Below are 20,556 nucleotides of genomic sequence, written 5' to 3' on the forward strand. Positions count from 1 at the left end.
CGAATACTCCGAGGTGAGAGATCAAGAAATGGTTCTTCTTGTCACCACGGCCAGTACCCCGGGCACGCCAGAAATACGCCCACACCGGTTGTGGGCGTCGCAACTACTGGTTCACGGGGCTGGCGGTGTGACCGACAACCCCTGGCCTGTCTGACTCGGGACTCGACATGTCCCAAACTCTACTGCGCTCAACTGCGCGTGGCGTGGAGCGATCGGTCCCCCTCGATCCGGCGTCATCCGCCCGCGCGTGAGATGAAGTTGAGACGGAGTGGGCTTCGTTCGTTATAGGTCGCAGGGACGCTCGCTATCGTCGAGTATGGGGAACTTCGATGAGGAACGTGACCGGAACGCGCATCTGCCGACAGGAGAAGCGGCGCCTCCGAGCCCACCAGGAGCGCCTGAGCCGCCGTTTCAGGCGATCTTCCCGAATCTGGACCGCGTGTCCCGAGACTCATTGCGGAAGGGCACGTTCAGTCGCCGCCGAATCATCCGCGCAGCGATCGGGTTCCTGATCGTCGTCATCACGATCGTCGTCATCGTCTGGCTGACCGGGCCGAGCGGCTAGCCCAGCCCGACGACCGACCGTCGGAGCAACCCCTCGTTCACGATGAGGGACGCTGTTCGATGCCGGCACGGCGAGGTACGAAGCGCGACAACCATTTCGTCGCCTCCTCTGCGACAGCGGACAGCACCAGCCCGGGCGTCATGATCAGTGCTACAGCCGCGATGCACATGAGCGACACGAAGGCGTCGGAAGCCGTCGCCGCTTCCCACACACCAGCGGGGATCTCGCGCAGCATCGCGTTCCGCAGCCCCTCCCAAAAGAGGTAGCCGACCCCGAGGCCCAGCAGACCGCCGAGGGTGCGAGCGAGCGCGTACCGGTTCAGCATGCACGGAGCCTTTCGTCGCATCGATCAGGCATCATCACGGGGCCGGGATGTCTGAATCGCGTCCGCGACCTCGTGATCGGAGAAGCCGTCCTCGAACAAGTGCGCTCGGAGCTCGGCGTCGGCGCGCGCCACCTTGCCCTGCGGCCGTCGGCGGCGCATCCGCACGTACTGGGTGCCCAGCGCGAGGACGAGGAAGAGGACCAGCCCGGCGAGCAGGAGTCCGAGGGCGAGCAGCAGCCCACCACCCACGTCTTCAATCAGGCCCACGATGCACCCCCCCGGATATCACGATCGTTGCACCCAGGGTAGAGGAAACGATTCGGAAGATCGGGGCGTATCGACAGTGCCCAGAACGAGTGCGGTCTCTGCTCATGTCGGGCAGCGGCTCAGAGCGTCTGAGGTCCGCGTTCCCATCGCGCTCGCTGGAGTAGGCGATATCTGACGCGCGGATTCAGCACGGCGCAGGGGCTGACGAGCCCTGTGTGCGACCGCGCGACGCCTCTCGGTGTCAGGTCAGTTCGCCGGATCCAGCCGGTCGATTTCCGCCGCACGGAGGCGCACGAGGGTCAGATCGAGCAGCGGCGTCGGGATCTCGAGATCGCGTGCACGGTCTGCCAGGTCGCCGAGGATGTGTTCGGCCTCCGTCGAGTTCCCCGCCTTGAGGTCGCGGAACAGCGATGAGGTGAAGGTCGAGCCGGGTTCGGCCAGAATCTGGACGGATTGTGCATGAGCAGCCGCGCGCGGCGGATAGCCGGCCGCGATGGCGACAGCCGCTGTCTCCGCGATCGCCGCTTCGATGTACCTGCGGCCGCCGGCTTCCTGGATCCGACCCACGGTGTTGTCGAACAGGCAGGTGATGATGCCTGCCGCTGCGATGAACGCCCACTTCTCCCAGAGACGCAGTCGGATGTCCTCCGCGTCGATGACGGTCAGGCCCGGCACGTCGAGCAGGGTGGCGATCGGTCCCAGCGGTGAGTCCGAGGAGAGCGACCCGATGGTGATCTCGGCCAGCGGGGTCATCTGCACGGCGCCGCCTTCCTCATCCACGGTGGCGACGATCTTCATGAGGCCGCCGGCGACCCGTGCTGGATAGCGATCGGAGAGGATGTCGAGGTGTCGCAACCCGTTGAGGAGCGGAACGATGACCGTCGTTGGGCCGACGGCGGGAGCGAGGTCTTCGACCACCGCGGCGAGTGCGCTTGCTTTCACAGCGACGACGATCAGGTCGAAGGGACCGGTCAGCGCGTCGGCAGTGACCGCGGAAGCATCGAGCACGTGCTTTCCGGCGGGTTCGGTCAGCGTCACCCCGTGCCGCTCGAGTCGTCGTCGACGCTCTGGTCGAACCAGGTAGGTGACATCCCGACCTGCTTCCGCCAGTCGAACCCCGACAGCTATTCCTGTTGCGCCGGCTCCAACAATCAAGATCTTCATCCGACTATCGTCGCGTGGGCGGTATGCCACCTGACGCATAGAAGGCCGGAATCGAAACCTCGAAGACGAAGAGTCTCGACGAGGCACCGCAGAACTGAAAAACACCGATTCCCAGCGAAGCCCAGGGACACCTCACCTGAGGTTCAGAACGCCGTCGCACAGTGATTCCATGACCAGATCACGTGCCCTCGTCGTCCCCCTCGTCCGCACCGCCGCCGTCCTCGCCGGCGTCTCATTGCTTGCGGGGTGCCAGGCCACCTCGGCAGCCGTGCCCGATCCGTCGTCCTCGGTTTCGTCGGCGCGGAAGGGAAGCGCCGACGGCGGCTCGACGGGCGACCGCAGCGACTCGAAGACCGAACAGAAGAACCTCGCCGCCGTGCTCAAGCTCTACACGGACGCCTTCCCCGACCCCGCCTCCTCGAAGGCGGTGGCGACGACCGACAAGCTGGTCGCGGCCGACGCCGTCGCGCACGGTTCCGGGCAGAAGTCCGGTCCGAGCGGACTCCTGGCGGAGTTCACCGCCGACCGGACGCGGGTCCCCGGGGCGCAGGCGGTCGTCAAGCACACCGCGGCCGACGGCGACCTCGTCGCCGTGCACTACCAGGTCGCCTCCGACCCGGCCGACGAACGGACAGGCGAGGCCGCTGTCGACCTGTTCCGGGTGCGGGACGGCGCCGTCGTGGAGCGCTGGGCGTTCGATCAGCCGATCGCGACCGGGACGCCCGCGAGTGGGAACACCAACACGATGTTCAGCGACCTCTACAACCCGGCGAAGCCCGCGGTCGCGCCGTCGGAGTCGCAGGAGGAGCAGAACCGGACGTTCGCGGTGAGCGCGTACAACACGCTGTTCCGCGACCAGGACGTCTCGATCCTCGACAAAGCGTTCGACCCCGCCTACCTCCAGCACAACCCGGTCGCACCGAACGGCACGGCAGCGCTCAAATCCTTCTTCTCGGGTTCCGCGACCTTCCCGCCGCAGGAGTCGGTCATCTCGCTGAGCGACGGCGACCTCGTGTGGACCTTCTCGCAGAGCGTCGGAGCGAAGGCCGACGACCCCGTTCTGGCAGCGGACATCTTCCGGGTCGACGACAAGCTCATCCGCGAGCACTGGGACGTCGTGCCGACCGCCGGGTGATTGTCGGCCCTCCAAGCTGCGCGCTCATTAGGCTCTGGGGATGACTCAGGACTTCGCAACGCTGAACGCCCACGCCATGGAGGTCGCCGCCGCCTACGACGATCTCAGCACGAAGCGGATCGGACGCCCGTGGACGAACCAGGAGGTCGCCCTCGGCTTCGTCGGCGACGTCGGTGACCTCGCCAAGATCGTGATGACGCTCGACGGGACGCGTCGCATCGACGGCATCGGACTCGAACAGCTCGAGCACGAACTGTGTGATGCCATCTGGTCGTGTCTCGTGCTCGCCGACCGGTTCGGCATCGACATCGGCGAGGCGTTCCCCCGTCAGATGCAGGACTTGGTGCGGCATGTGTCCGAGCTCCGGGCCGACGAAGCGAGCACTGACTCCGCGACGCCCGCTGGCTAGAATCGCGACATGAGCGACGACAGCACGGCCAGCACCGACGACGGCGAGTCCTTCGGCGTCGAGCCCGGCACCTACCGGCACTTCAAGGGTGCGCGCTACGAGGTCATCGGCGTCGGACGCCACAGCGAGACCGAGGAGCCGTACGTCTTCTACCGGACGACCACGACCCCGCCGACGTCGTGGGTGCGACCGCTCGCGATGTTCGTCGAGCCCGTCTCGCGCGACGGCTACGAGGGACCGCGCTTCGCCCGCGTCGAGGACGACGCCGACTGACCACGGAGGAGCACCGCATGACCGACACCGATCACACGCAGCCCGAACCGGCCGACGAACGCGACCTGTTGGTCGAGCGCATCATCCACGCGCCGCGATCGGCCGTCTGGGCGGCGTGGACCGACCCCGCGACGCTCGGGCAGTGGTGGGTGCCGTCGCCGGCGGTGTGTCGGGTCGTCGAGTTCGAGTTGCGACCCGGCGGGTCCTTCCGCACCGAGTTCAGTGAGGACGGCGTCGACTTCGTGCCGCAGATCACCGGATGCGTGCTGGAGGTCGTTCCGGAGCAGCGTCTCGTCTGGACGACGGCGCTGACCGCAGGCTGGCGGCCAGCCGAGCAGCCGTTCATCACCGCCGTGATCGACCTCGCTGACCACCCCGACGGCACCCGCTACCGAGCGACCGCGCTCCACAGCGGGGTCGCCCAGCGCGACGAACACCTCGAACTCGGCTTCCACGCCGGCTGGGGGATCGTCACGGAGCAACTCGCCGCGCTGGTGGAGCAGCGCTGAGCAAGCCCTCCACTCACGCCGTCTCCGGATCGGTCGCAGTGCTGGGTTCTGGCGTCAGCATCATGCCGCCCGGCGTGTAGGAGGAGTCGAGTAGGGCGCGCACCCACGCCTGGTTGACCGACGGCTCCGGCTGCGCGAACCGGAACTGCAGCGGGACGTCGCTCGTGATCCAGAGGCTCACCCGCCCACCGCCGTCCACAGCCCCCTTCGTCCACTCGACGAAGAAGGACTCCCGACGCCGCAGCTTGTTCCCGATCGCCGCCCTGAGGTGGGCGAGCACGCGGTCGTCGAAGTCGTAGTGACTTCCGGCACCGTAGATGAGAACGCCCATGCAGTGATTGTGCCGCATCGGCCCCGCCGCACCGCTCGGCGACGCCCCGCCGCTCCGCGTAAACTCGTGGGATGCCGAGTCCGACCCCCGCACCCGCACCCTTCGCCCTCCGCCCGGCGCTCATCCCGGGCATCATGGGTGCGGTCGCGCTCATGCTCGGTCTCGCGCTGCTCGAACTCGACGCCTTCACGATCGTGCTGTTCGTGGTGAGCATCCTCGCGCTCATCATGGCCGTGTTCGCCTGGCAGGCCAAGCAGCCGCTGTGGATGATCCCGACGCTGCTCGTCGCGATCGTGTGGAACCCGGTCCTCCCGCTCCCGTTCAGCGGCATCCCCTGGATCATCGCGCAGTTCCTCGGCGCGGTCGTGCTCGTCTCCGTCGGTGTCCTGCTCGAGAACAAGCACGCCGCCCCGCCCGCCTGATCGGAAATGTTTCGGGAACGCCTGCGGGTCGTCCCGGCTCTGGCAAGCTTGCGCTCATGACGCTTGAACGCAACTGGGCCGGTACACACACCTTCGCAGCGCCGCGGATCGTGAACGCCACGTCGATCGACGAGGTCCGCGCGCTCGTCGCGGAGGCCGCCAGGACGGGCACGCGGGTCCGAGCCCTCGGCACCCGACACTCGTTCACCGACCTCGCCGACTCCGACGGCACGCTCATCACGGTGCTCGACATCCCCGCCGACCTGGTGTTCGACGAGGCCGCCGGCTCGGTGACGATCGGAGCCGGGACCCGATACGGGATCGCCGCCGCCTGGCTCGCCGAACAGGGCCTCGCCTTCCACAACATGGGCTCGCTCCCGCATATCTCCATCGGCGGCGCGATCGCGACCGGCACCCACGGATCCGGCAACGACAACGGCATCCTGTCCTCGGCCGTCAGCGGTCTCGAGTACGTCGACGCCACGGGCGAACTCGTCCACGTCCGTCGCGGGGACCCCGGCTTCGACGGCCTCGTCATCGGGCTCGGCGCGTACGGCATCGTGGTGCGCGTGACGGTCGACGTGCAGCCCGCCTACCGCGTGCGTCAGGACGTCTACCGCGACGTCCCGTGGGACGCCGTCCTCGCCGACTTCGAGGGCGTCACCGGTGGTGCATACAGCGTCAGCATCTTCACGAACTGGCTCGGCGACACCGTCGAGCAGATCTGGTGGAAGACCCGCCTGGCCGCTGGTAACGACGATCTGCCCGTGGTTCCGGAGTCGTGGCTCGGCGTGCAGCGGGACTCTCTGACCGCCGGCAACCTCGTCGAGACGGACCCCGACAACCTCACGCTGCAGGGTGGTGTCCCCGGCGACTGGTGGGAACGGCTGCCGCACTTCCGGCTCGAATCGACCCCGAGCAACGGCGACGAGATCCAGACCGAGTACTTCATCGACCGCGCCGACGGACCCGCCGCGATCACTGCCCTGCGCGCGCTCGGTGACCGCATCGCCCCGCTGCTGCTCGTGACCGAACTGCGCACGGCCGCGCCCGACAAGCTCTGGCTGAGCGGTGCGTACCACCGGGAGATGCTCGCCGTGCACTTCACCTGGCGCAACCTGCCTGAGGAGGTCCGGGCGGTGCTGCCCGCGATCGAGGATGCGCTCGCCCCTTCGGTGCCCGCCCGCACTGGGGCAAGCTCAACCTCCTGACGGCCGAGCGCATCGCCGAGGTCGTGCCGCGGCTGGCCGACGCGCGGGACCTCTTCGAGGAGTTGGACCCGGCCGGCACCTTCTCGAACGCGCACCTGGAGCGCATCGGGGTCCGTCTGCCCCGGTAGCGGGTGCCGATGGCTCGTTTGCCAGCGCGGTGCGCTGACGTGAGCGCGGGCGATCGGGTGCCAGCGCGGTGCGCTGGCGCGAGTGCTGGGGAACCGGCGTGGGCGCGGGGCACACGCGTGGGCGCGGGTCTCCGGAGACCCGCGCCCACGCGTCAGACCCGCGGTGACGTCAGCGCACCGCGCTGGCGCAACCCGGGAGGTCAGTCCTCGACTCGGATGCCGAACTGCTCGGCGAGCATGGCCGCGAGCTCACCGACCTGGAACGGGGTCATCGTCGCGCCCCGCAGATGCTCGATGCCCGCGATGCGACGCAGCTCGAGCGTCCGGAGGTCGACGTCGGTGAGCCTCGCCCGCGTGACGTCGAGACTGTTGAGGGTGCAGTCGACGAACCGGACCCGGGTGGCCGTCGCATCGGCGAGGTCGAGTTCGTCGATCGTGCAGTCCTCGAAGAGGACGTCCTGCAGCACAGCACCTCGCAGGTTGACGAACCCGAGCTTGCACCCGGTGACCCGCACGGACTGCCAGTTCGCGTCGTAGCAGTCGGCGGAACCGACCCGTGACCCCTCCAACTCGACGTCGCGCAGCCGAATCCGAGGGGCGAGGAGGATGGGCGCGTCCCACCGCTCGAGCCGGGTGTCGAGGAAGGACGCCGCCCGGAAGTCGGTCTGGTCGGCTCGAATGCCCGCGAGCAAGGACTCGGAAATCGTGATGCCCGAGAGGTCACGGTGCGACAGGTCGAGGTCGGCGAACCGCAGGCCTTCGACGCTGTCGTGCGCGTCGAGGGCGCGCTCGTCGCCGTCGGTCAATCCGATGAGACGGACGGGGTCGAGCCGTGGTGCTGTCGTTCCAGTGCGTTTCGCCATGCCGTGTTCTCCCGATGCCCGTGCGTGATGGGGTGATCCGGCCAGCCTAGGGGCGGCCGCCGACGGGCTTCCGAGCCACCGCTCAGCTCGCTGCGAACCGACCGGGGAGGAACGGCAGGAGCGGAGCGCGGTAGACGAGCGACGTGTCGACGCCGGCGGTCAAGGTGGTCCGGGCTGCGCCGTACCGCCAGACCCGGTTGTAGAGGAAGACCTCGAAGGAGACGTCCGTCCCGCCGACCTGCCAGCTCCCCGTGCCCCACTGCGCCGGCTGGCCGCGACCGTCGAACACCACCGTCGGACGCTGGAAGGCGCCGTACCAGGGACGTCGGAGTGTCACTTCGACGCGATGCTGCGTCGGCGACGGGTCCTGGGTGGCTTCGCTGCTCATCGGCCCAGCCTAGGGCGAGCGGCGGCGTTCCCGTGGTGCCGGTGCCGGCGGGATGGGCTTCGCCGCGATGACGTCGGCCTCGGCGATCACGACCGGTCCGCGCTTGGTCTCGACCGTGCAGCCCGTTTCCGACCGCTCGACGAGCTCGCCGAGGGCGTCGGTCGCACCCGCCTCAGCGCTCTCGGGCAGTGCGAAGCGCACGACGACCCGCGAACCGAGCGGTGCCTCCCGGAGGAAGCGGACGGCCGCCGGACCGATCATGGCCGGGTCCTCGACCACGACCGCGAGTCGCAGCTCACCAGGAGCTCGGGCGGTAGTCCTTGAGGAAGACGCCGAACAGGTTCTCGCCGGCCTCGCCGCGGACGATCGGGTCGTACACCCGTGCCGCGCCGTCGACGAGGTCGAGCGGGGCGTGGAAGCCCTCCTCCGCCAGCCGCACCTTGGTCGGGTGCGGGCGCTCGTCGGTGATCCAGCCGGTGTCGACGCTCGTCATCAGGATGCCGTCGGTCTCGAACATCTCCCGCGCGCTCGTCCGGGTGAGCATGTTCAGCGCGGCCTTCGCCATGTTCGTGTGCGGGTGGCCTGGACCCTTGTACCCACGACCGAAGACACCCTCCATCGCGGAGACGTTGACCACGTAGGTGCGCGGGAAGTCGGATGCCGCCATCGAGGCGCGCAACCGGCTGATGAGGATGAACGGGGCGGTCGCGTTCGCCAGCTGGACCTCGAGCATCTCGATGGGCTCGACCTGGTCGACGTTCTGCACCCAGCTGTTGCTGTGGTCGACGTCGGGCACGAGTCCGCCGGCGTCGATCGCGGTGCCGGCGGCGAGGCGTTCGAGCGACGACGACCCGGCCGTCATGGCCGCCTCGGTGAGCGCATCGGCCTTGGCGGCCGCAGCAGCGAGGATCGGGTGGGCGGACACCGACGCCGCGAGCGACAGCGGGTGTGCGTCGTTCGTGTGGCCGAAGGTGACGAGCTCGGGCAGTGGGCCGTCGGGCAGCGGGGCGAGCTCCGCGTCGACGAGCGGCTGGTACGCGCCCTTCGTGCGGCGGACCGTCTGCGCGGCGTTGTTGATGAGGATGTCGAGCGGACCCTGCTCGGCCACGGAATCCGCGAGGGCGATGACCTGGGCCGGGTCGCGGAGGTCGATGCCGACCACGCGCAGGCGGTGCAGCCACTCGGCGCTGTCGGGGAGCGCGCTGAAGCGGCGGACGGCGTCGCGTGGGAACCGCGTTGTGATGGTGGTGTGGGCGCCGTCGCGTAGGAGCCGCAGCGCGATGTACATGCCGATCTTCGCGCGACCGCCGGTGAGGAGGGCGCGCTTGCCGGTGAGGTCGGTGCGGGCGTCGCGCTTCGCGTGGCTCATCGCCGCGCACTGCGGGCAGAGCTGGTGGTAGAAGGCGTCGACCGTCGTGTACGGCTGCTTGCAGATGTAGCAGTTGCGCGGCACCAGCAGTTCGCCGGCGGTCGGAGCCGTCGTGGTGGTGGCGAGCGGGATGCCCCGCGTCTCGTCGTCGATGCGGTCGGGGGCGCCCGTCGCGGTGGCGGCGATCACGGCGCGGTCGGCGTCGGCGATCCGGGCCCGGCGGTCGAGTCGGCGCTCCTTCTTGACCGCCTTGAACATCTTGGCGGTGGCACGGCGCACCTGGAGGTAGTCGGGGTGCTCCTCGTCCATCGTCGCCATCGTCTGGAGGACGCGCAGCGTGACCTCGAGATCGGTGGGATCGATGCCCGCGTCGTCGCCGGGAGCGTGGTTCGCAGGCTCGTCGTGGGGGAGAGAGGTCATTGCTTCATTCTACGAGCCGCCGGACGTGCCTCGGGCGGTGCTGTGGTCAGCGCGGGGCGCTGGACCGACCGCGACCCACAGGCGTGAGCGTGCCCCTCCGGAGGGGCGCGCTCACGCCTGAGACCCGCGCTCGCGTCAGCGCACCGCGCTGGCCCGAGGGAAGGGTGTCCGTCGTGCGTGAGACCATGGGGCGATGACTCCCAAGCCCGCACCACTGGTCGACGTGGCCGACCTCGTCCGGCTCGTCGGGCGGGTGGCGTTCGACCGCGGCCGGGTCTACGCGAGGGACGGTCGGGTCACCGCCGCCGACTGGGACCCCGACAAGCGTCGGCTCCACGGGATCGTCGAAGGCTCCACCGACGTCCCGTACGCCTGCATCATCGACCTCGGCGACGACACCGGCGGGTTCGCACGGATCGAAGGCAGCGCGTGCTCCTGCCCCCTCCGCGGTGACTGCAAGCACATCGTCGCCACCCTGCTGCACAGCAACGCGGCCCACCTCCGGGCCGAAGGTCGCTCGGACCGGTGGGTGGCCCCACAACGGCCGCCTTCGGGGAAGGAGGCGGCCTGGCGTTCCGACCGGCGTTGGACCGCGCCCATCAACGACCCCGCGCTCGACGAACCGGCCGAGCACCAGCCGATGTACGCCCTCGACGAGCTCGACGACCTCCCCGCCTCCTGGCGTCCGGAGGCGGAACGGCGAGCAGCACGGTGGACCCCGAGTCCGCAGGCGCCGCTGGCACCTCCTAGCTGGCGGAACCGCCTCGACTCCCTCGCCGGCGATGCCGGTCGCGCCACGGCACCGACGGCCATGGGGCTCCAGTTCGAGGTCCGTGAGAGCATCCCGCGCACCGCCGAACGCTGGCGCGGACCGACCTCCCGCACGGCCGACGGCCCGCCCGAGCCGCGGCACCCCCGCCGGATCGCCGTCCGACCCGTCGTCAAGAAGGCCGGCGGCGGGTTCGTGAAGTCGACGATCTCGTGGACCTCGTTCACGCACCAGGGCCACCGGCTGTCGCTCGATCCGGCGCACCAGCAGTGGTTCACGCAGTTCCAGGCGCTCCTGCGTGCCACCCGTCCGCCGGCCGGCGCCTACGCCGGTGCCGGCGACTCGGACTGGCTCGTCCTCGACGACTTCGGCAGCCCCGTCCTCTGGCATCTCTTCGAGGAGGCGACCCAACTCGGAATCGAACTCGTCGGCACGCGCAAGGGCACGGTCACCCTCGGCACCGCAGCCGCCATCCGGCTGGACGCCGCGCACGACGACGAGGGCGTGGTCCTCCGATCCGTCGTGACGATCGACGGCACCGACGTCGACGCGGCCACGAGCGGAGCCCTGGGCGACCACGGGCTCTACCACTACACGCTCGAACCCCAGCAGGCGATCGTGCTCGCGCCCCTCGCCGAACCGCTGACGGACGAGGCCCGCGGACTCCTCGGGCCAGGCGAGCCCGTCGTCGTCCCCGAAGCCGAGGTGGCGGAGTTCCTCGAGCACTACGTCCCACGACTCCGCCGCAGCATCTCGCTGAGTTCGACGGACGGCACCGTGGCCCTGCCCGAGATCGTGCCGCCCGTCCTCGTCCTCACAGCCTCGTTCGAGCCGAAGCAGACGCTGCGCCTCGCCTGGTTCTGGCAGTACGCGCCGGCGCAGCGCGTGCCGATCGGTGGCGGCACCCCGGCGCTCGCTGCAGGACGACCGCTCGTGTCGACGGTGCCCCACGGCGTGCCGACCGACGCCGCCACCGGAGGTCCCGCTGCGGAGGTCCTCCGCGACGAACGCGCGGAGCGGGCCATCCTCGACCGGGTCGGTGCCGCCATCGCCGCCGCAGCGGAACCGGAACGCCGGGCGCTCGCCGCCGGCTCGTTCGACGAGCTGACCACCCCGGGCGTCTGGCCGCCCAGGCCGCAGGTCCTGACGGAGTTCGACGCGGCACTCGTCACCGAGCGCACCCTGCCCGTCCTCGAATCGCTCGACGACGTCCTCGTCGAGGTGTCCGGCGACCGCCCCGAGTACCGGGAGCTCACGGGCACGCCCCACATCTCGGTCACCACGGTGGAGACGGAGCAACGCGACTGGTTCGACCTCGGGATCGTCATCCACATCGGCGAGTACAGCGTCCCCTTCGAGCCCCTCTTCAAGGCCCTCTCGAAGGGGCGCACGAAGTTGCTCATGGTCGACCACACCTACCTCTCGCTCGAGCACCCCGCCTTCGACCGCCTGCGCGAGCTGCTCACCGAGGCGGCCGCGCTCAAGGAGTGGGAGACGAAGCCGAGCATCAGCCGTTACCAGGCGAGCCTCTGGGCCGACTTCGAAGACCTCGCCGACGAGACCGAGCAGGCCGTCTCCTGGCGCGAGGCCGCAGCCGGACTCAACGCGATCGAAGCGGTCCCCGACACCCCGCTGCCGTCGGGACTCCACGCCGACCTCCGGCCCTACCAGGTCGAGGGCTTCCGCTGGCTCGCGTTCCTCTGGCAGCACGGACTCGGCGGCATCCTGGCCGACGACATGGGCCTCGGCAAGACGCTGCAGACCCTCGCCCTCGTCGCCCACGCGCGCGAGACCACCGGGACCACGGCACCACCGTTCCTCGTGGTCGCCCCGACATCGGTCGTCTCCAACTGGGTCGCCGAGGCCACGCGCTTCGTGCCCGACCTCGTCGTCCGCAGCATCGCGACCACGCAGGCGAAGGGGAGCGCGTCGATCGCGGACCTCGCGGCGGGCGCCGACATCGTGGTCACGAGCTATGCGCTGTTCCGGCTCGATGCACCGGCGTACCAGGCGGTCGAGTGGTCGGCGCTCATCCTCGACGAGGCGCAGTTCGTGAAGAACCACCGCGCCAAGCTGCACGAGTGCGCGGTCGACCTCCGGGCACCGTTCAAGCTCGCGATCACCGGCACGCCCATCGAGAACACGCTCATGGAGCTGTGGTCGCTGCTGTCGATCGTCGCGCCGGGGCTGTTCGCGTCGGCGCCGCGCTTCACCGAGCACTACGTCAAGCCGATCGGCAAGGGTCTCGACTCGAGTCGGCTGCAGACCCTGCGCCGACGCATCCGTCCGTTGCTCATGCGCCGGACGAAGGAGATGGTCGCGCCCGAACTGCCGCCGAAGCAGGAACAGGTGCTGCGCATCGAGCTCGCACCGGCCCACCGCAAGCTCTACGACCTCGTCCTCCAGCGCGAACGGCAGAAACTCCTCGGACTCGTCGACGACCTCGACCGCAACCGGTTCATCGTGTTCCGCTCGCTCACGCTCCTCCGCATGCTCAGCCTCGACGCGAGTCTCATCGACGCCGAGGAGCACGCGGGCATCCCCTCGAGCAAGCTCGACGCACTCCTCGAACAGCTCGACGACGTCGTCGCCGAGGGGCACCGGGCGCTCATCTTCAGCCAGTTCACGAGCTTCCTCGGCACCGCAGCTCGTCGGCTCGAGGAGCAGGGCATCGCGTACGAGTACCTCGACGGGTCCACCCGTCGTCGGGGTGAGGTCATCGACCGCTTCCGCACCGGTGACGCGCCCGTGTTCCTCATCAGCCTGAAGGCCGGCGGGTTCGGCCTCAACCTGACCGAGGCGGACTACGTCTTCCTGCTCGACCCGTGGTGGAACCCGGCCGCAGAGGCGCAGGCCATCGACCGGACGCACCGCATCGGCCAGACGGAGAACGTCATGGTCTACCGGCTGGTCGCCGCCGACACGATCGAGGAGAAGGTGATGGCGCTCCAAGCGAAGAAGTCGGAGCTTTTCGCCGCGGTCCTCGACGACGATGCGGTGTTCAGTCAGGCGCTCACCGCGGAGGACATCCGAGGCCTGCTCGAATAGTATCCCGGCGCCCACGACAGCCGTCGGGGTGGGGCCGGCCGAGCGACCGATAGCCTGATCGCTATGGAACTCGGGGTGTATGCGGTCGTCGGCATCGCGGTGATCGTCGCCGTCGCGGCCTTCTCCCGCAAGCTCGGTGTCGCCGCGCCGATCATCCTCGTGATCGTCGGTGTCGGGCGCTCCTACCTCCCGGGCGTCCCGGAGATCGAGGTCGAACCGGAACTCGTGCTCGACGTCGTCCTGCCGCCGATCCTCTACGCCGCCGCGATCAGCGTCCCGATCATGGACTTCCGCCGCAACCTCGCCACCATCACGAGTCTGTCGGTCGTGCTCGTCATCGTCACCGCGTTCGGTGCCGGGTTTCTCCTCTTCAGCCTGCTGCCTGACCTCAACCTGGCCGCCGCCATCGCCCTCGGCGCGATCATCAGCCCGCCCGACGCGGTCGCTGCGACCTCCATCGGACGCCGTCTCGGCCTCCCGCCCCGCCTCCTGACCGTGCTCGAGGGCGAGGGGCTCGTGAACGACGCGACTGCGCTCGTGCTCCTCCGATCGGCGAGCGCTGCGGCGGCCGGCGGCATGCTCACGCCGTGGGCGACGGTCGGCGACTTCGTCTACGCGGTCGTCCTGGCGATCATCGTCGGCTTCATCGCCGGGTACGTCACCGTCTGGCTGCGGTCGAAGCTCAACGACTCCGTCCTCGACACTGCGATCTCCATCGCCGTCCCGTTCGTGGCGTTCATGCCGACCGAGGCGCTCGGTGGGTCCGGCGTGCTGGCCGTCGTCATCGCCGGCCTGTACACGGGGCACGCGAGCTCGGCCGCGTTCTCGGCACAGGCGCGGATCAGCGACCGCATCAACTGGCGGACCATCCAGTTCCTGCTCGAGAACGCCGTGTTCCTCCTCATCGGACTCGAGATCCGCACCCTCATCGGCGCCGTCGACGCCGAGATCCTGTCCGTCGAGGAGTCCATCGGGATCGGTCTGGTCGCGACGGCCGCGCTCATCGCGCTGCGGTTCCTGTGGGTGGGGCCGCTGGTGCTCGGGCTCCGTGCACGAGAACGCTGGGCTGAGCGGCAGACCCTGCAACGGTGGCTGTCGATGGGGTACTCGGAACGGTTCCCGAGACAGAACCGCCGATGGCATCGACGGCGGCGGCGGGAGCGCGCCTACGAGCGGCAGCGCGCCGACCTCGAGCAGTTGCGGTTGGAGCAGATCGACTGGCGAGGCGGCGTCATCCTCAGCTGGTCGGGCATGCGCGGCGTCGTGACGCTCGCAGCCGCACAGTCACTGCCGCAGAGCACCCCGTACCGCGAACAGCTCGTCCTCATCGCCTTCACGGTCGCCGTCGTGACGCTCGTCGTCCAGGGCGGCACGCTGCCGTGGCTCATCCGGCTGCTCAAGGTGCAGGGGATCGACGAGTCCGAGGACCGTCGACAGCTCGCGACCTTGCTCGACGAGATCAGCTACGCGGGCATCAGCGTGCTGGAGGACCCGGCCTCGGCGGTCGGCATCGAGGAGGAGATCGACCCCGATCTGCTCGAACGCGTCAGACAGTCGACGTTCCTGCGGGCGGAAGCCGCCTGGGAACGCTCGCGCGAGTCGGTCTCGCCGAGTGAGACGCACGCCGAGACACCGCACCGGCTCTACCGCCAGCTGCGCCTCGCCGTCGTGCAGGCCGAGCGCGAGCGGCTCCTCGACGCCCGGGCGCGCGGTGCGTACCCGTCGCGCATCCTCGCCGAGGCGCAGACGATGCTCGACATCGAGGAGACGCGCCTGCGGCCGCCTCGCGCCGACCACTAGCCCGACCCCCCACCCCGGTTCCCTAACTCAGGACTCCCGTGGTGTGTCGCCGCCCGTCCGCGAGCGTAGAGCGCGACACGCCGAGGCGTTCCTGAGTTAGGGAATGAAGCAGGATGTGGGTGGGGTCAGGAACTCCCGCCGGGGTTGGTGATGTTCGCGACGCGCTCCGCCTCGCGCTCGGCCGCAGCGTCGCGTTCGGTCTCCGAACCGGGGTTCGTGATGTCGGCCTCGCCGCTCGCCGCGGGGTCGTCGGCGGCGACGTGCGGGCCGGGGTTCGTCGTAGACGCCACGCGCTCGGCTGCCGCGTCGTCGACGGCCTCGTCGTGCGGGCCCGGGTTGTTGATGTCGGCGTTCTGGTCACTCATGGGGTGCTCCTTCCGAGATCCGCCTGGGCGGTCTCCGTCTCGCGCATCGTCGCGCTGATCCGCTCTCACGGTAGGTCCGTGGGCGGGTGGCTGCAAGGGGTGGCGCCGGCCGATCAGTCGCGGGCGGCGAAGGCGTTGACCCCGGTGAGTTCGGCGGAGAGCGCCCAGAGTCGGGCCGCCTCCTCCGGATCGGTCGCGTGGTCGGCGACACCGGAGGCCGGGGAGACCGCGGTCTCGGCCGGGCCGGCGATGTCGCAGTCCTCGCAGAACACCCCGCCGAGGCCGTCGAGCGACGGCGAGGTCGCGGCCCACACCTCGGTGGCGGCACCCTGCTCGGGCGACTTGAACCCCGAGACGAGGAGGTTGCCGTCGGCGTCGACCCAGCCGAGGGCCATCATCTCCTCGCGCGGCAGGTGCCGCTGGAGCGGCGTGAGGATGCCACCGGGGTGGACGGAGAACGCGCGGACGCCCTCCTCGGCGCCGAGCGTGTCGAGCTGGAGCGCGAAGAGCGCGTTGGCGGTCTTCGCCTGCCCGTAGGCCTCCCACTTGTCGTAGCCGTGCTCGAACTGGACGTCGTCCCAGCGGATCCCTGAGCGCTTGTGGCCGCTGGAAGACAGCGCGACCACCCGCGACGAGCCGCCCTTGACGATGGCGGGCCAGAGGCGGTTGACGAGGGCGAAGTGGCCGAGGTGGTTCGTCGCGAACTGGAGTTCCCAGCCGGGACCGACACGCGTCTCGGGAGCCGCCATGACCCCGGCGTTCGTGATGACGAGGTCGATGCCCCGACCCGTGGCGAGGAAGCGGTCGGCGAACGCCTCGACGCTCGCGAGGTCGGCCAGGTCGAGTTCGTCGACCTCCACGCCGTCGATGCCGGCGAGCTCCTCGCGAGCGGTCTCCGGGCGTCGGGCGGGGACGATGACGTGGGCGCCCGCGCCGACCAGAGCGCGGACGGCCTCGCGGCCGATACCGGAGTACCCGCCGGTGACGATGGCGAGCTTGCCGGTGAGGTCGATGCCCTCGAGCACCTCCGCCGCGGTGCTCGAGTGGCCGAAGCCGGAACCGATGGGGTGCTGCGGGGTGCGCGTGGGATTGGTCATGCCCTCACGCTACGACTCCGGCGTGGGCGGCGGAACCGGAAGGACCTGGGAAGATGTGCAGCCGTCGTCAGCCCGTGGCCGCCGCCGCCCGCACCACCCGGTGTCAGCGGGTGGACAGCACGCGCACGGAGGGGAGCGGGTGGCCGTGCAGCAGCGCACGGAGCTCCTGCAGGCGACGGCGCACGCCCCACATCGTGACCTTCTTGAGCGACTCGGAGACGATGCCGCCGCTCATCTTCGACTCGCCAGACACCCGCTCGGTGAAGACGATGGGCGTCTCGACGACCCGGAGCCCGCGCTGCAGCGCCCGCCAGAGGAGGTCGACCTGGAAGCAGTACCCCTGCGACGCGACGTCGGCGAGGTCGATGCGACGTAGTGCCTCGCTGCGGAACGCGCGGAACCCGCCGGTCGCGTCGGCGACACCGATCCCGAGGGCGAGTCGCGTGTAGAGGTTGCCGCCGCGACTCAGCGCGAGCCGGTGCGCGGGCCAGTTCTCGACGATGCCACCCGGGACCCAGCGCGAGCCGAGCGCGAGGTCGTGGTCGTCGAGGAGTCCGATCAGGCGGGGCAGGTCCTCGGGGTGGTGGGAGCCGTCCGCGTCCATCTCGACGATGACCTCGTAGCCGCGCGCGAGCGCCCAGGCGAAGCCCGCGAGGTACGCCCCGCCGAGCCCGTCCTTCACGGCCCGGTGGAACACGTGCACCTGCGGGTGCTGCGCTGCGAGCTGCTCGGCGAGGAACCCGGTGCCGTCGGGGGACGAGTCGTCGACGACGAGGATGTCGACCCCGGGGACGGCGAGTGTGCGGTTCACGATCGGTTGCAGGTTGTCGAGTTCGTTGTAGGTGGGGATGACGACGAGTGAGCGGTTCACGTCGGTTCCTTTCGGGTCGTTGGGAGTGGTTCGGAGCGGGGCGGCCCCTCGACGGGAGCGAGGGGTGGGGGCGGCGAGGAGCGGCGCTACGGGGTCGTGCCGACCAGCGACGCGAAGACCACGTAGTTGTTCGCGTAGGTGTTCGCGGCGTCGTCGAACGGTCCGTTGCAGGTGATGAGCCGGAGCTGCGCGTCGGGCGTCGGCCCGTAGACCTCCTCGGTGGGGAAGGTCTTCTTCTCGACGTCGATGGCGCGGTCCACGGCGTAGGTGGCGGTCGAGCCGTCGGACATCGTGACCGTGACCTGGTCGCCCGCCACGAGCTGTTTGAGGTGGACGAACACCGCCTCACGGAGGGTCGTGTCGAGGTGACCGGCGATGACCGCGGGCCCCACCTGGCCGGGCAGGACGCCGGCGCGGTACCACCCGGCGTCCTCCCACTCGACGGGCGGCAGGAGGACACCGGACGCATCGCGTTCGAGCGGTTCGACCGCCGCGTCGACACCGATCGACGGGATCTGCACCCGGCTCACGCTCAGCGCGCTGACATCGGCGGCCGGCGCCTGGGCGACCGGGTCCTGCTTCGCGCCGGCGGCGCCACGGTCAGTCGCCTCCGATGAGGTGATGGGCCCGTCGGCGGCGTTCGGCGAGGTCGGCGTCTGCCCGGCGTGCGTCGTGGCGCAGCCCGAGAGGGCGAGCGCCGTGAGGAGTGCTCCGGCCGCGGCGAGCGTGCCGATCGTCCGGCGGTGTGCGCGGATCATGAGGTGGCTCCTTCGGTGAGCGGCGGGCACCCGTCCAGCTCACCGGTCGTGAGCATCATGGGCGCGAGGGCTGCCCAGGCGGCGCCGAAATAGCTCGGCACCTCCTGCGCGAGTTCGTCGGCGGCTCGGAGATCGTCCGCCGACTCCGGCAGGTTGCCCACCGCGGCACGCGCGGCCGCTCGGGCTTGGAGGGCGAGCGGGTGCACGTCCGAGGTCAGCGGAGATCCGCCGAGGTCGGTCTCCGCCCGCAGCTCCTTCGACCGCGCGAGGGTCGAGGCGAGGCGGGCGGCGGTCGCCCGGTCGGCGGTGTCGCAGGACTCGGCGTAGCGGATCGGGAGTCGGGCCGCGTCGTAGCCGTAGCGGACGCTCTGCCCGGTCCCTGCCGCGCCAGGCATGGCGTCGACGGAGCCGTCGGCGTGCACCTGGGCCCAGTCCGGCGGAAGCGGGCTCTCGTCGAGCAGGGTGGTCGTGACCGCTGCGGAACCCGCCTGCAGCTCGGCCCACCGCGGGTCACCCGTCGCCGCACCCAGCACCGAGAAGGCGACGGGGGAGGCATAGGACGGGTTGTACGCGTAGGGCTCGGTCGCTGCGGCCCAGACGCCGGGCAGCAGGATCCTCCCCGCGGCGGTCTCGGCGGTCATGCGGTCCGCGATCACGCCGGCGAGCGTGACGCCGGCCTCGGTGAACCGCGGCTCGTCGAAGCGGGTGCCGGCGATGACGAGCGCGCGGGCGGCGTCGAGGTCCGCATCGCTGGCGGGTTCGTCGTCGACGACCTCGCCGTCGCTCCACTGCCAGGCGAGCAGCCCGTCGGGGCGCTGCAGGTGTTGCTCGGTCCAGTCCCAGATCTCGGTGAAGGACTGCTCGTCCCCGACACCGGCCGCGACGAGCAGTCCGTAGGCCTGCCCTTCGCTGACCGTGTCGTCACCCTGGTCCCGGCGCACGACGCGGCCGTCGTCGACCCAGTCGGCGAGGAACGCGTCTGCGGCCTCGGTGGTCGTCCGGTCCGTGACCGTCGAGGTCGGGCCAGGCTGTCCGTCGGCGTCGGCGGAGCCGGGTGACGCCGCGGTCGGGCCGTGGAGGAGGTTCGCCGGGAACCCGGTCGCCAGCGAGGCGATCACGGCGGTCGCGGTGACCGCGGCGACCGCGGTCGCGGCGATGCCGATCGTCTTCTTGGCGCTCATGGTCAGCTCGCCGCCGTCCCGAGGTCGCGCACGAGCCGGGCGAGCTTCGCGTCGAGGTCGTCGAGGACGGACCCGAGCGTCGACGACTCCTTGGCGAGTCCACCGCCACCGGTCTCCACCGGACCCTCGGGAGCGTCGCCGGCCGCTGAGCTGTCGAGGACGGGCATGAGGGTGACGCCACCTGCGGCGTTGTCGAGCACGAAGAGTGTGCTCACCGTGCCGGGCGCGAGGTTCACCGAGGCCTCGGCCGCCTGCTTGCCGCCGGTCAGCTTGAGATCCCACGGGCCGGCTGGGACGCTCGCGTAATCGGTCGCCGTTCCGGTGGTGGCGCCCTTCGCGATCGGCATGCCGGTCGAGGTGCTGACGTCGACGCTCTTGACGTCGGTCGATGCCTGGATCAGTCGGATGCGCGCCGCACCCTCGGTCGGACCGGTGAGGTCGTCCTCGAACACCTTCGTCTGCAGGTCCTTGTTGGGACCGTAGGCCGCGACGGTGGCCGCTTCCCCTGCCGTGATGGTCACGTTGGTGCTGATGACCGGCTTCGTGCTGTCGGGCGACCCGGCGGGCACCATCGACACCACATAGGTGCCGGCGGCCAGGTCTGTGTAGGGGGAGACCTGGCCGTAGGCGACGTCGTCGAGTTCGAACACGGTCGCGCCGCCGGAGAGCGCCGACAGCTTCACGTCGACGGTCTTGGTGTCGGCCGAGAGGTGGCCGACGCGGATCCAGCCGGAGCCTGCGGCATCGGTGGTGGCCGCGCTCGCGGCGGTGGTGCCGAAGCCGATGAGTGCTGCCGTCGCGACGGCAGCGAGGCCGCTGAAGGCGAGTCGCCTCGTGGTGGTGGTTCGCATGGTGGAACTCCTGTTCTTCGGGTGGTTCGGGGGGTCG

25 protein-coding genes are annotated in these 20,556 nt (G+C 70.1%); 10 read left to right on the plus strand and 15 right to left on the minus strand.

Features of this window, described 5'->3' with window-relative positions; genetic code table 11:
- Positions 1–21 precede the first annotated feature (21 nt).
- Positions 22–75, minus strand: a complete 54-nt coding sequence (locus tag FGL15_RS21550; protein WP_124770126.1) for a chloramphenicol resistance leader peptide — start codon at positions 73–75, stop codon at positions 22–24.
- Positions 76–439: 364 nt separating this feature from the next.
- Between FGL15_RS21550 and FGL15_RS21270 the strand changes: the two genes are divergently transcribed.
- The gene (locus FGL15_RS21270; protein WP_255467566.1) at positions 440–565 is read left to right on the plus strand and encodes a hypothetical protein; all 126 of its coding nucleotides are present in this window, start codon (positions 440–442) and stop codon (positions 563–565) included.
- A gap of 37 nt (positions 566–602) precedes the next feature.
- On the opposite strand, the gene FGL15_RS13790 is transcribed toward FGL15_RS21270, so the two are convergent.
- From FGL15_RS13790 to FGL15_RS13800, 3 genes are all read right to left on the minus strand, one after another.
- On the minus strand, positions 603–890 hold the full coding sequence (locus FGL15_RS13790; RefSeq protein ID WP_138946464.1) for a hypothetical protein: 288 nt from the start codon (positions 888–890) through the stop codon (positions 603–605).
- A 24-nt stretch (positions 891–914) separates the two neighbouring features.
- Positions 915–1,157, minus strand: a complete 243-nt coding sequence (locus tag FGL15_RS13795) for a hypothetical protein (RefSeq protein ID WP_138946465.1) — start codon at positions 1,155–1,157, stop codon at positions 915–917.
- 246 nt (positions 1,158–1,403) lie between these two features.
- Positions 1,404–2,321, minus strand: coding sequence for a ketopantoate reductase family protein (locus FGL15_RS13800; protein ID WP_138946466.1), 918 nt, complete (start codon positions 2,319–2,321; stop codon positions 1,404–1,406).
- Positions 2,322–2,490: 169 nt separating this feature from the next.
- Here FGL15_RS13800 and FGL15_RS13805 point away from each other — a divergent pair, with 169 nt between their 5' ends.
- From FGL15_RS13805 to FGL15_RS13820, 4 genes are read left to right on the plus strand one after another with little or no spacing between them, the layout of a single operon-like run.
- Positions 2,491–3,456, plus strand: a complete 966-nt coding sequence (locus FGL15_RS13805; protein ID WP_138946467.1) for a nuclear transport factor 2 family protein — start codon at positions 2,491–2,493, stop codon at positions 3,454–3,456.
- Positions 3,457–3,496: 40 nt separating this feature from the next.
- Entirely contained in the window at positions 3,497–3,865 is a 369-nt protein-coding gene (locus tag FGL15_RS13810; protein WP_229939433.1) for a nucleotide pyrophosphohydrolase, read from the plus strand.
- 9 nt (positions 3,866–3,874) lie between these two features.
- Positions 3,875–4,138, plus strand: coding sequence for a DUF1653 domain-containing protein (locus tag FGL15_RS13815; RefSeq protein WP_086474529.1), 264 nt, complete (start codon positions 3,875–3,877; stop codon positions 4,136–4,138).
- Positions 4,139–4,155: 17 nt separating this feature from the next.
- Positions 4,156–4,647: an SRPBCC family protein gene (locus FGL15_RS13820; RefSeq protein ID WP_138946468.1), complete on the plus strand. Its 492-nt coding sequence runs from the start codon at positions 4,156–4,158 to the stop codon at positions 4,645–4,647.
- Positions 4,648–4,660: 13 nt separating this feature from the next.
- On the opposite strand, the gene FGL15_RS13825 is transcribed toward FGL15_RS13820, so the two are convergent.
- A complete protein-coding gene (locus FGL15_RS13825; RefSeq protein WP_124768759.1) occupies positions 4,661–4,978 on the minus strand; it encodes a hypothetical protein in 318 nt (105 codons plus the stop codon).
- Between the two features lie 71 nt (positions 4,979–5,049).
- On the opposite strand from FGL15_RS13825, the gene FGL15_RS13830 reads away from it, so the two are divergent.
- The 3 genes from FGL15_RS13830 to FGL15_RS21010 are packed head-to-tail and all read left to right on the plus strand — an operon-like array spanning position 5,050 to position 6,739.
- Complete coding sequence (locus FGL15_RS13830) at positions 5,050–5,400, plus strand: DUF6804 family protein (protein ID WP_138946469.1); 351 nt, start codon at positions 5,050–5,052, stop codon at positions 5,398–5,400.
- 56 nt (positions 5,401–5,456) lie between these two features.
- Positions 5,457–6,611, plus strand: coding sequence for an FAD-binding protein (locus tag FGL15_RS13835; protein WP_240773547.1), 1,155 nt, complete (start codon positions 5,457–5,459; stop codon positions 6,609–6,611).
- Positions 6,612–6,622: 11 nt separating this feature from the next.
- Positions 6,623–6,739, plus strand: a complete 117-nt coding sequence (locus FGL15_RS21010; RefSeq protein WP_240773961.1) for a hypothetical protein — start codon at positions 6,623–6,625, stop codon at positions 6,737–6,739.
- A gap of 200 nt (positions 6,740–6,939) precedes the next feature.
- Here the strand turns inward: FGL15_RS21010 and FGL15_RS13840 are convergent, their stop codons facing one another.
- From FGL15_RS13840 to FGL15_RS13855, 4 genes are all read right to left on the minus strand, one after another.
- The gene (locus FGL15_RS13840) at positions 6,940–7,602 is read right to left on the minus strand and encodes a pentapeptide repeat-containing protein (protein ID WP_138946470.1); all 663 of its coding nucleotides are present in this window, start codon (positions 7,600–7,602) and stop codon (positions 6,940–6,942) included.
- A gap of 82 nt (positions 7,603–7,684) precedes the next feature.
- The gene (locus FGL15_RS13845; RefSeq protein WP_138946471.1) at positions 7,685–7,990 is read right to left on the minus strand and encodes a hypothetical protein; all 306 of its coding nucleotides are present in this window, start codon (positions 7,988–7,990) and stop codon (positions 7,685–7,687) included.
- Positions 7,991–7,999: 9 nt separating this feature from the next.
- Positions 8,000–8,251: a ferrous iron transport protein A gene (locus FGL15_RS13850; protein WP_138946472.1), complete on the minus strand. Its 252-nt coding sequence runs from the start codon at positions 8,249–8,251 to the stop codon at positions 8,000–8,002.
- A gap of 34 nt (positions 8,252–8,285) precedes the next feature.
- On the minus strand, positions 8,286–9,779 hold the full coding sequence (locus FGL15_RS13855; protein WP_079705193.1) for an SDR family NAD(P)-dependent oxidoreductase: 1,494 nt from the start codon (positions 9,777–9,779) through the stop codon (positions 8,286–8,288).
- Positions 9,780–9,972: 193 nt separating this feature from the next.
- Here FGL15_RS13855 and FGL15_RS13860 point away from each other — a divergent pair, with 193 nt between their 5' ends.
- Positions 9,973–13,596, plus strand: a complete 3,624-nt coding sequence (locus tag FGL15_RS13860) for a DEAD/DEAH box helicase (RefSeq protein ID WP_138946473.1) — start codon at positions 9,973–9,975, stop codon at positions 13,594–13,596.
- 63 nt (positions 13,597–13,659) lie between these two features.
- Positions 13,660–15,396 (plus strand): sodium:proton antiporter, encoded by a 1,737-nt coding sequence (locus FGL15_RS13865; RefSeq protein WP_138946474.1) that lies wholly within the window; start codon positions 13,660–13,662, stop codon positions 15,394–15,396.
- A gap of 125 nt (positions 15,397–15,521) precedes the next feature.
- On the opposite strand, the gene FGL15_RS13870 is transcribed toward FGL15_RS13865, so the two are convergent.
- The 6 genes from FGL15_RS13870 to FGL15_RS13895 form a co-directional block, all read right to left on the minus strand.
- Positions 15,522–15,761, minus strand: a complete 240-nt coding sequence (locus tag FGL15_RS13870; RefSeq protein WP_138946475.1) for a hypothetical protein — start codon at positions 15,759–15,761, stop codon at positions 15,522–15,524.
- A 113-nt stretch (positions 15,762–15,874) separates the two neighbouring features.
- Positions 15,875–16,858, minus strand: a complete 984-nt coding sequence (locus FGL15_RS13875) for an SDR family NAD(P)-dependent oxidoreductase (RefSeq protein ID WP_138946476.1) — start codon at positions 16,856–16,858, stop codon at positions 15,875–15,877.
- A 103-nt stretch (positions 16,859–16,961) separates the two neighbouring features.
- Positions 16,962–17,729 (minus strand): polyprenol monophosphomannose synthase, encoded by a 768-nt coding sequence (locus tag FGL15_RS13880; protein ID WP_138946477.1) that lies wholly within the window; start codon positions 17,727–17,729, stop codon positions 16,962–16,964.
- A gap of 86 nt (positions 17,730–17,815) precedes the next feature.
- Positions 17,816–18,487: a class F sortase gene (locus FGL15_RS13885; protein ID WP_138946478.1), complete on the minus strand. Its 672-nt coding sequence runs from the start codon at positions 18,485–18,487 to the stop codon at positions 17,816–17,818.
- Positions 18,484–19,668: a glycosyl hydrolase family 8 gene (locus tag FGL15_RS13890; RefSeq protein WP_138946479.1), complete on the minus strand. Its 1,185-nt coding sequence runs from the start codon at positions 19,666–19,668 to the stop codon at positions 18,484–18,486. Before FGL15_RS13890 ends, FGL15_RS13885 begins: the two co-directional genes overlap by 4 nt.
- Positions 19,669–19,670: 2 nt before the next feature.
- Positions 19,671–20,519, minus strand: coding sequence for a DUF4397 domain-containing protein (locus tag FGL15_RS13895; protein ID WP_138946480.1), 849 nt, complete (start codon positions 20,517–20,519; stop codon positions 19,671–19,673).
- Between the last annotated feature and the right edge of the window lie 37 nt (positions 20,520–20,556).

Source organism: Plantibacter sp. M259, from assembly GCF_006065115.1.
Lineage (GTDB): Bacteria > Actinomycetota > Actinomycetes > Actinomycetales > Microbacteriaceae > Plantibacter > Plantibacter auratus.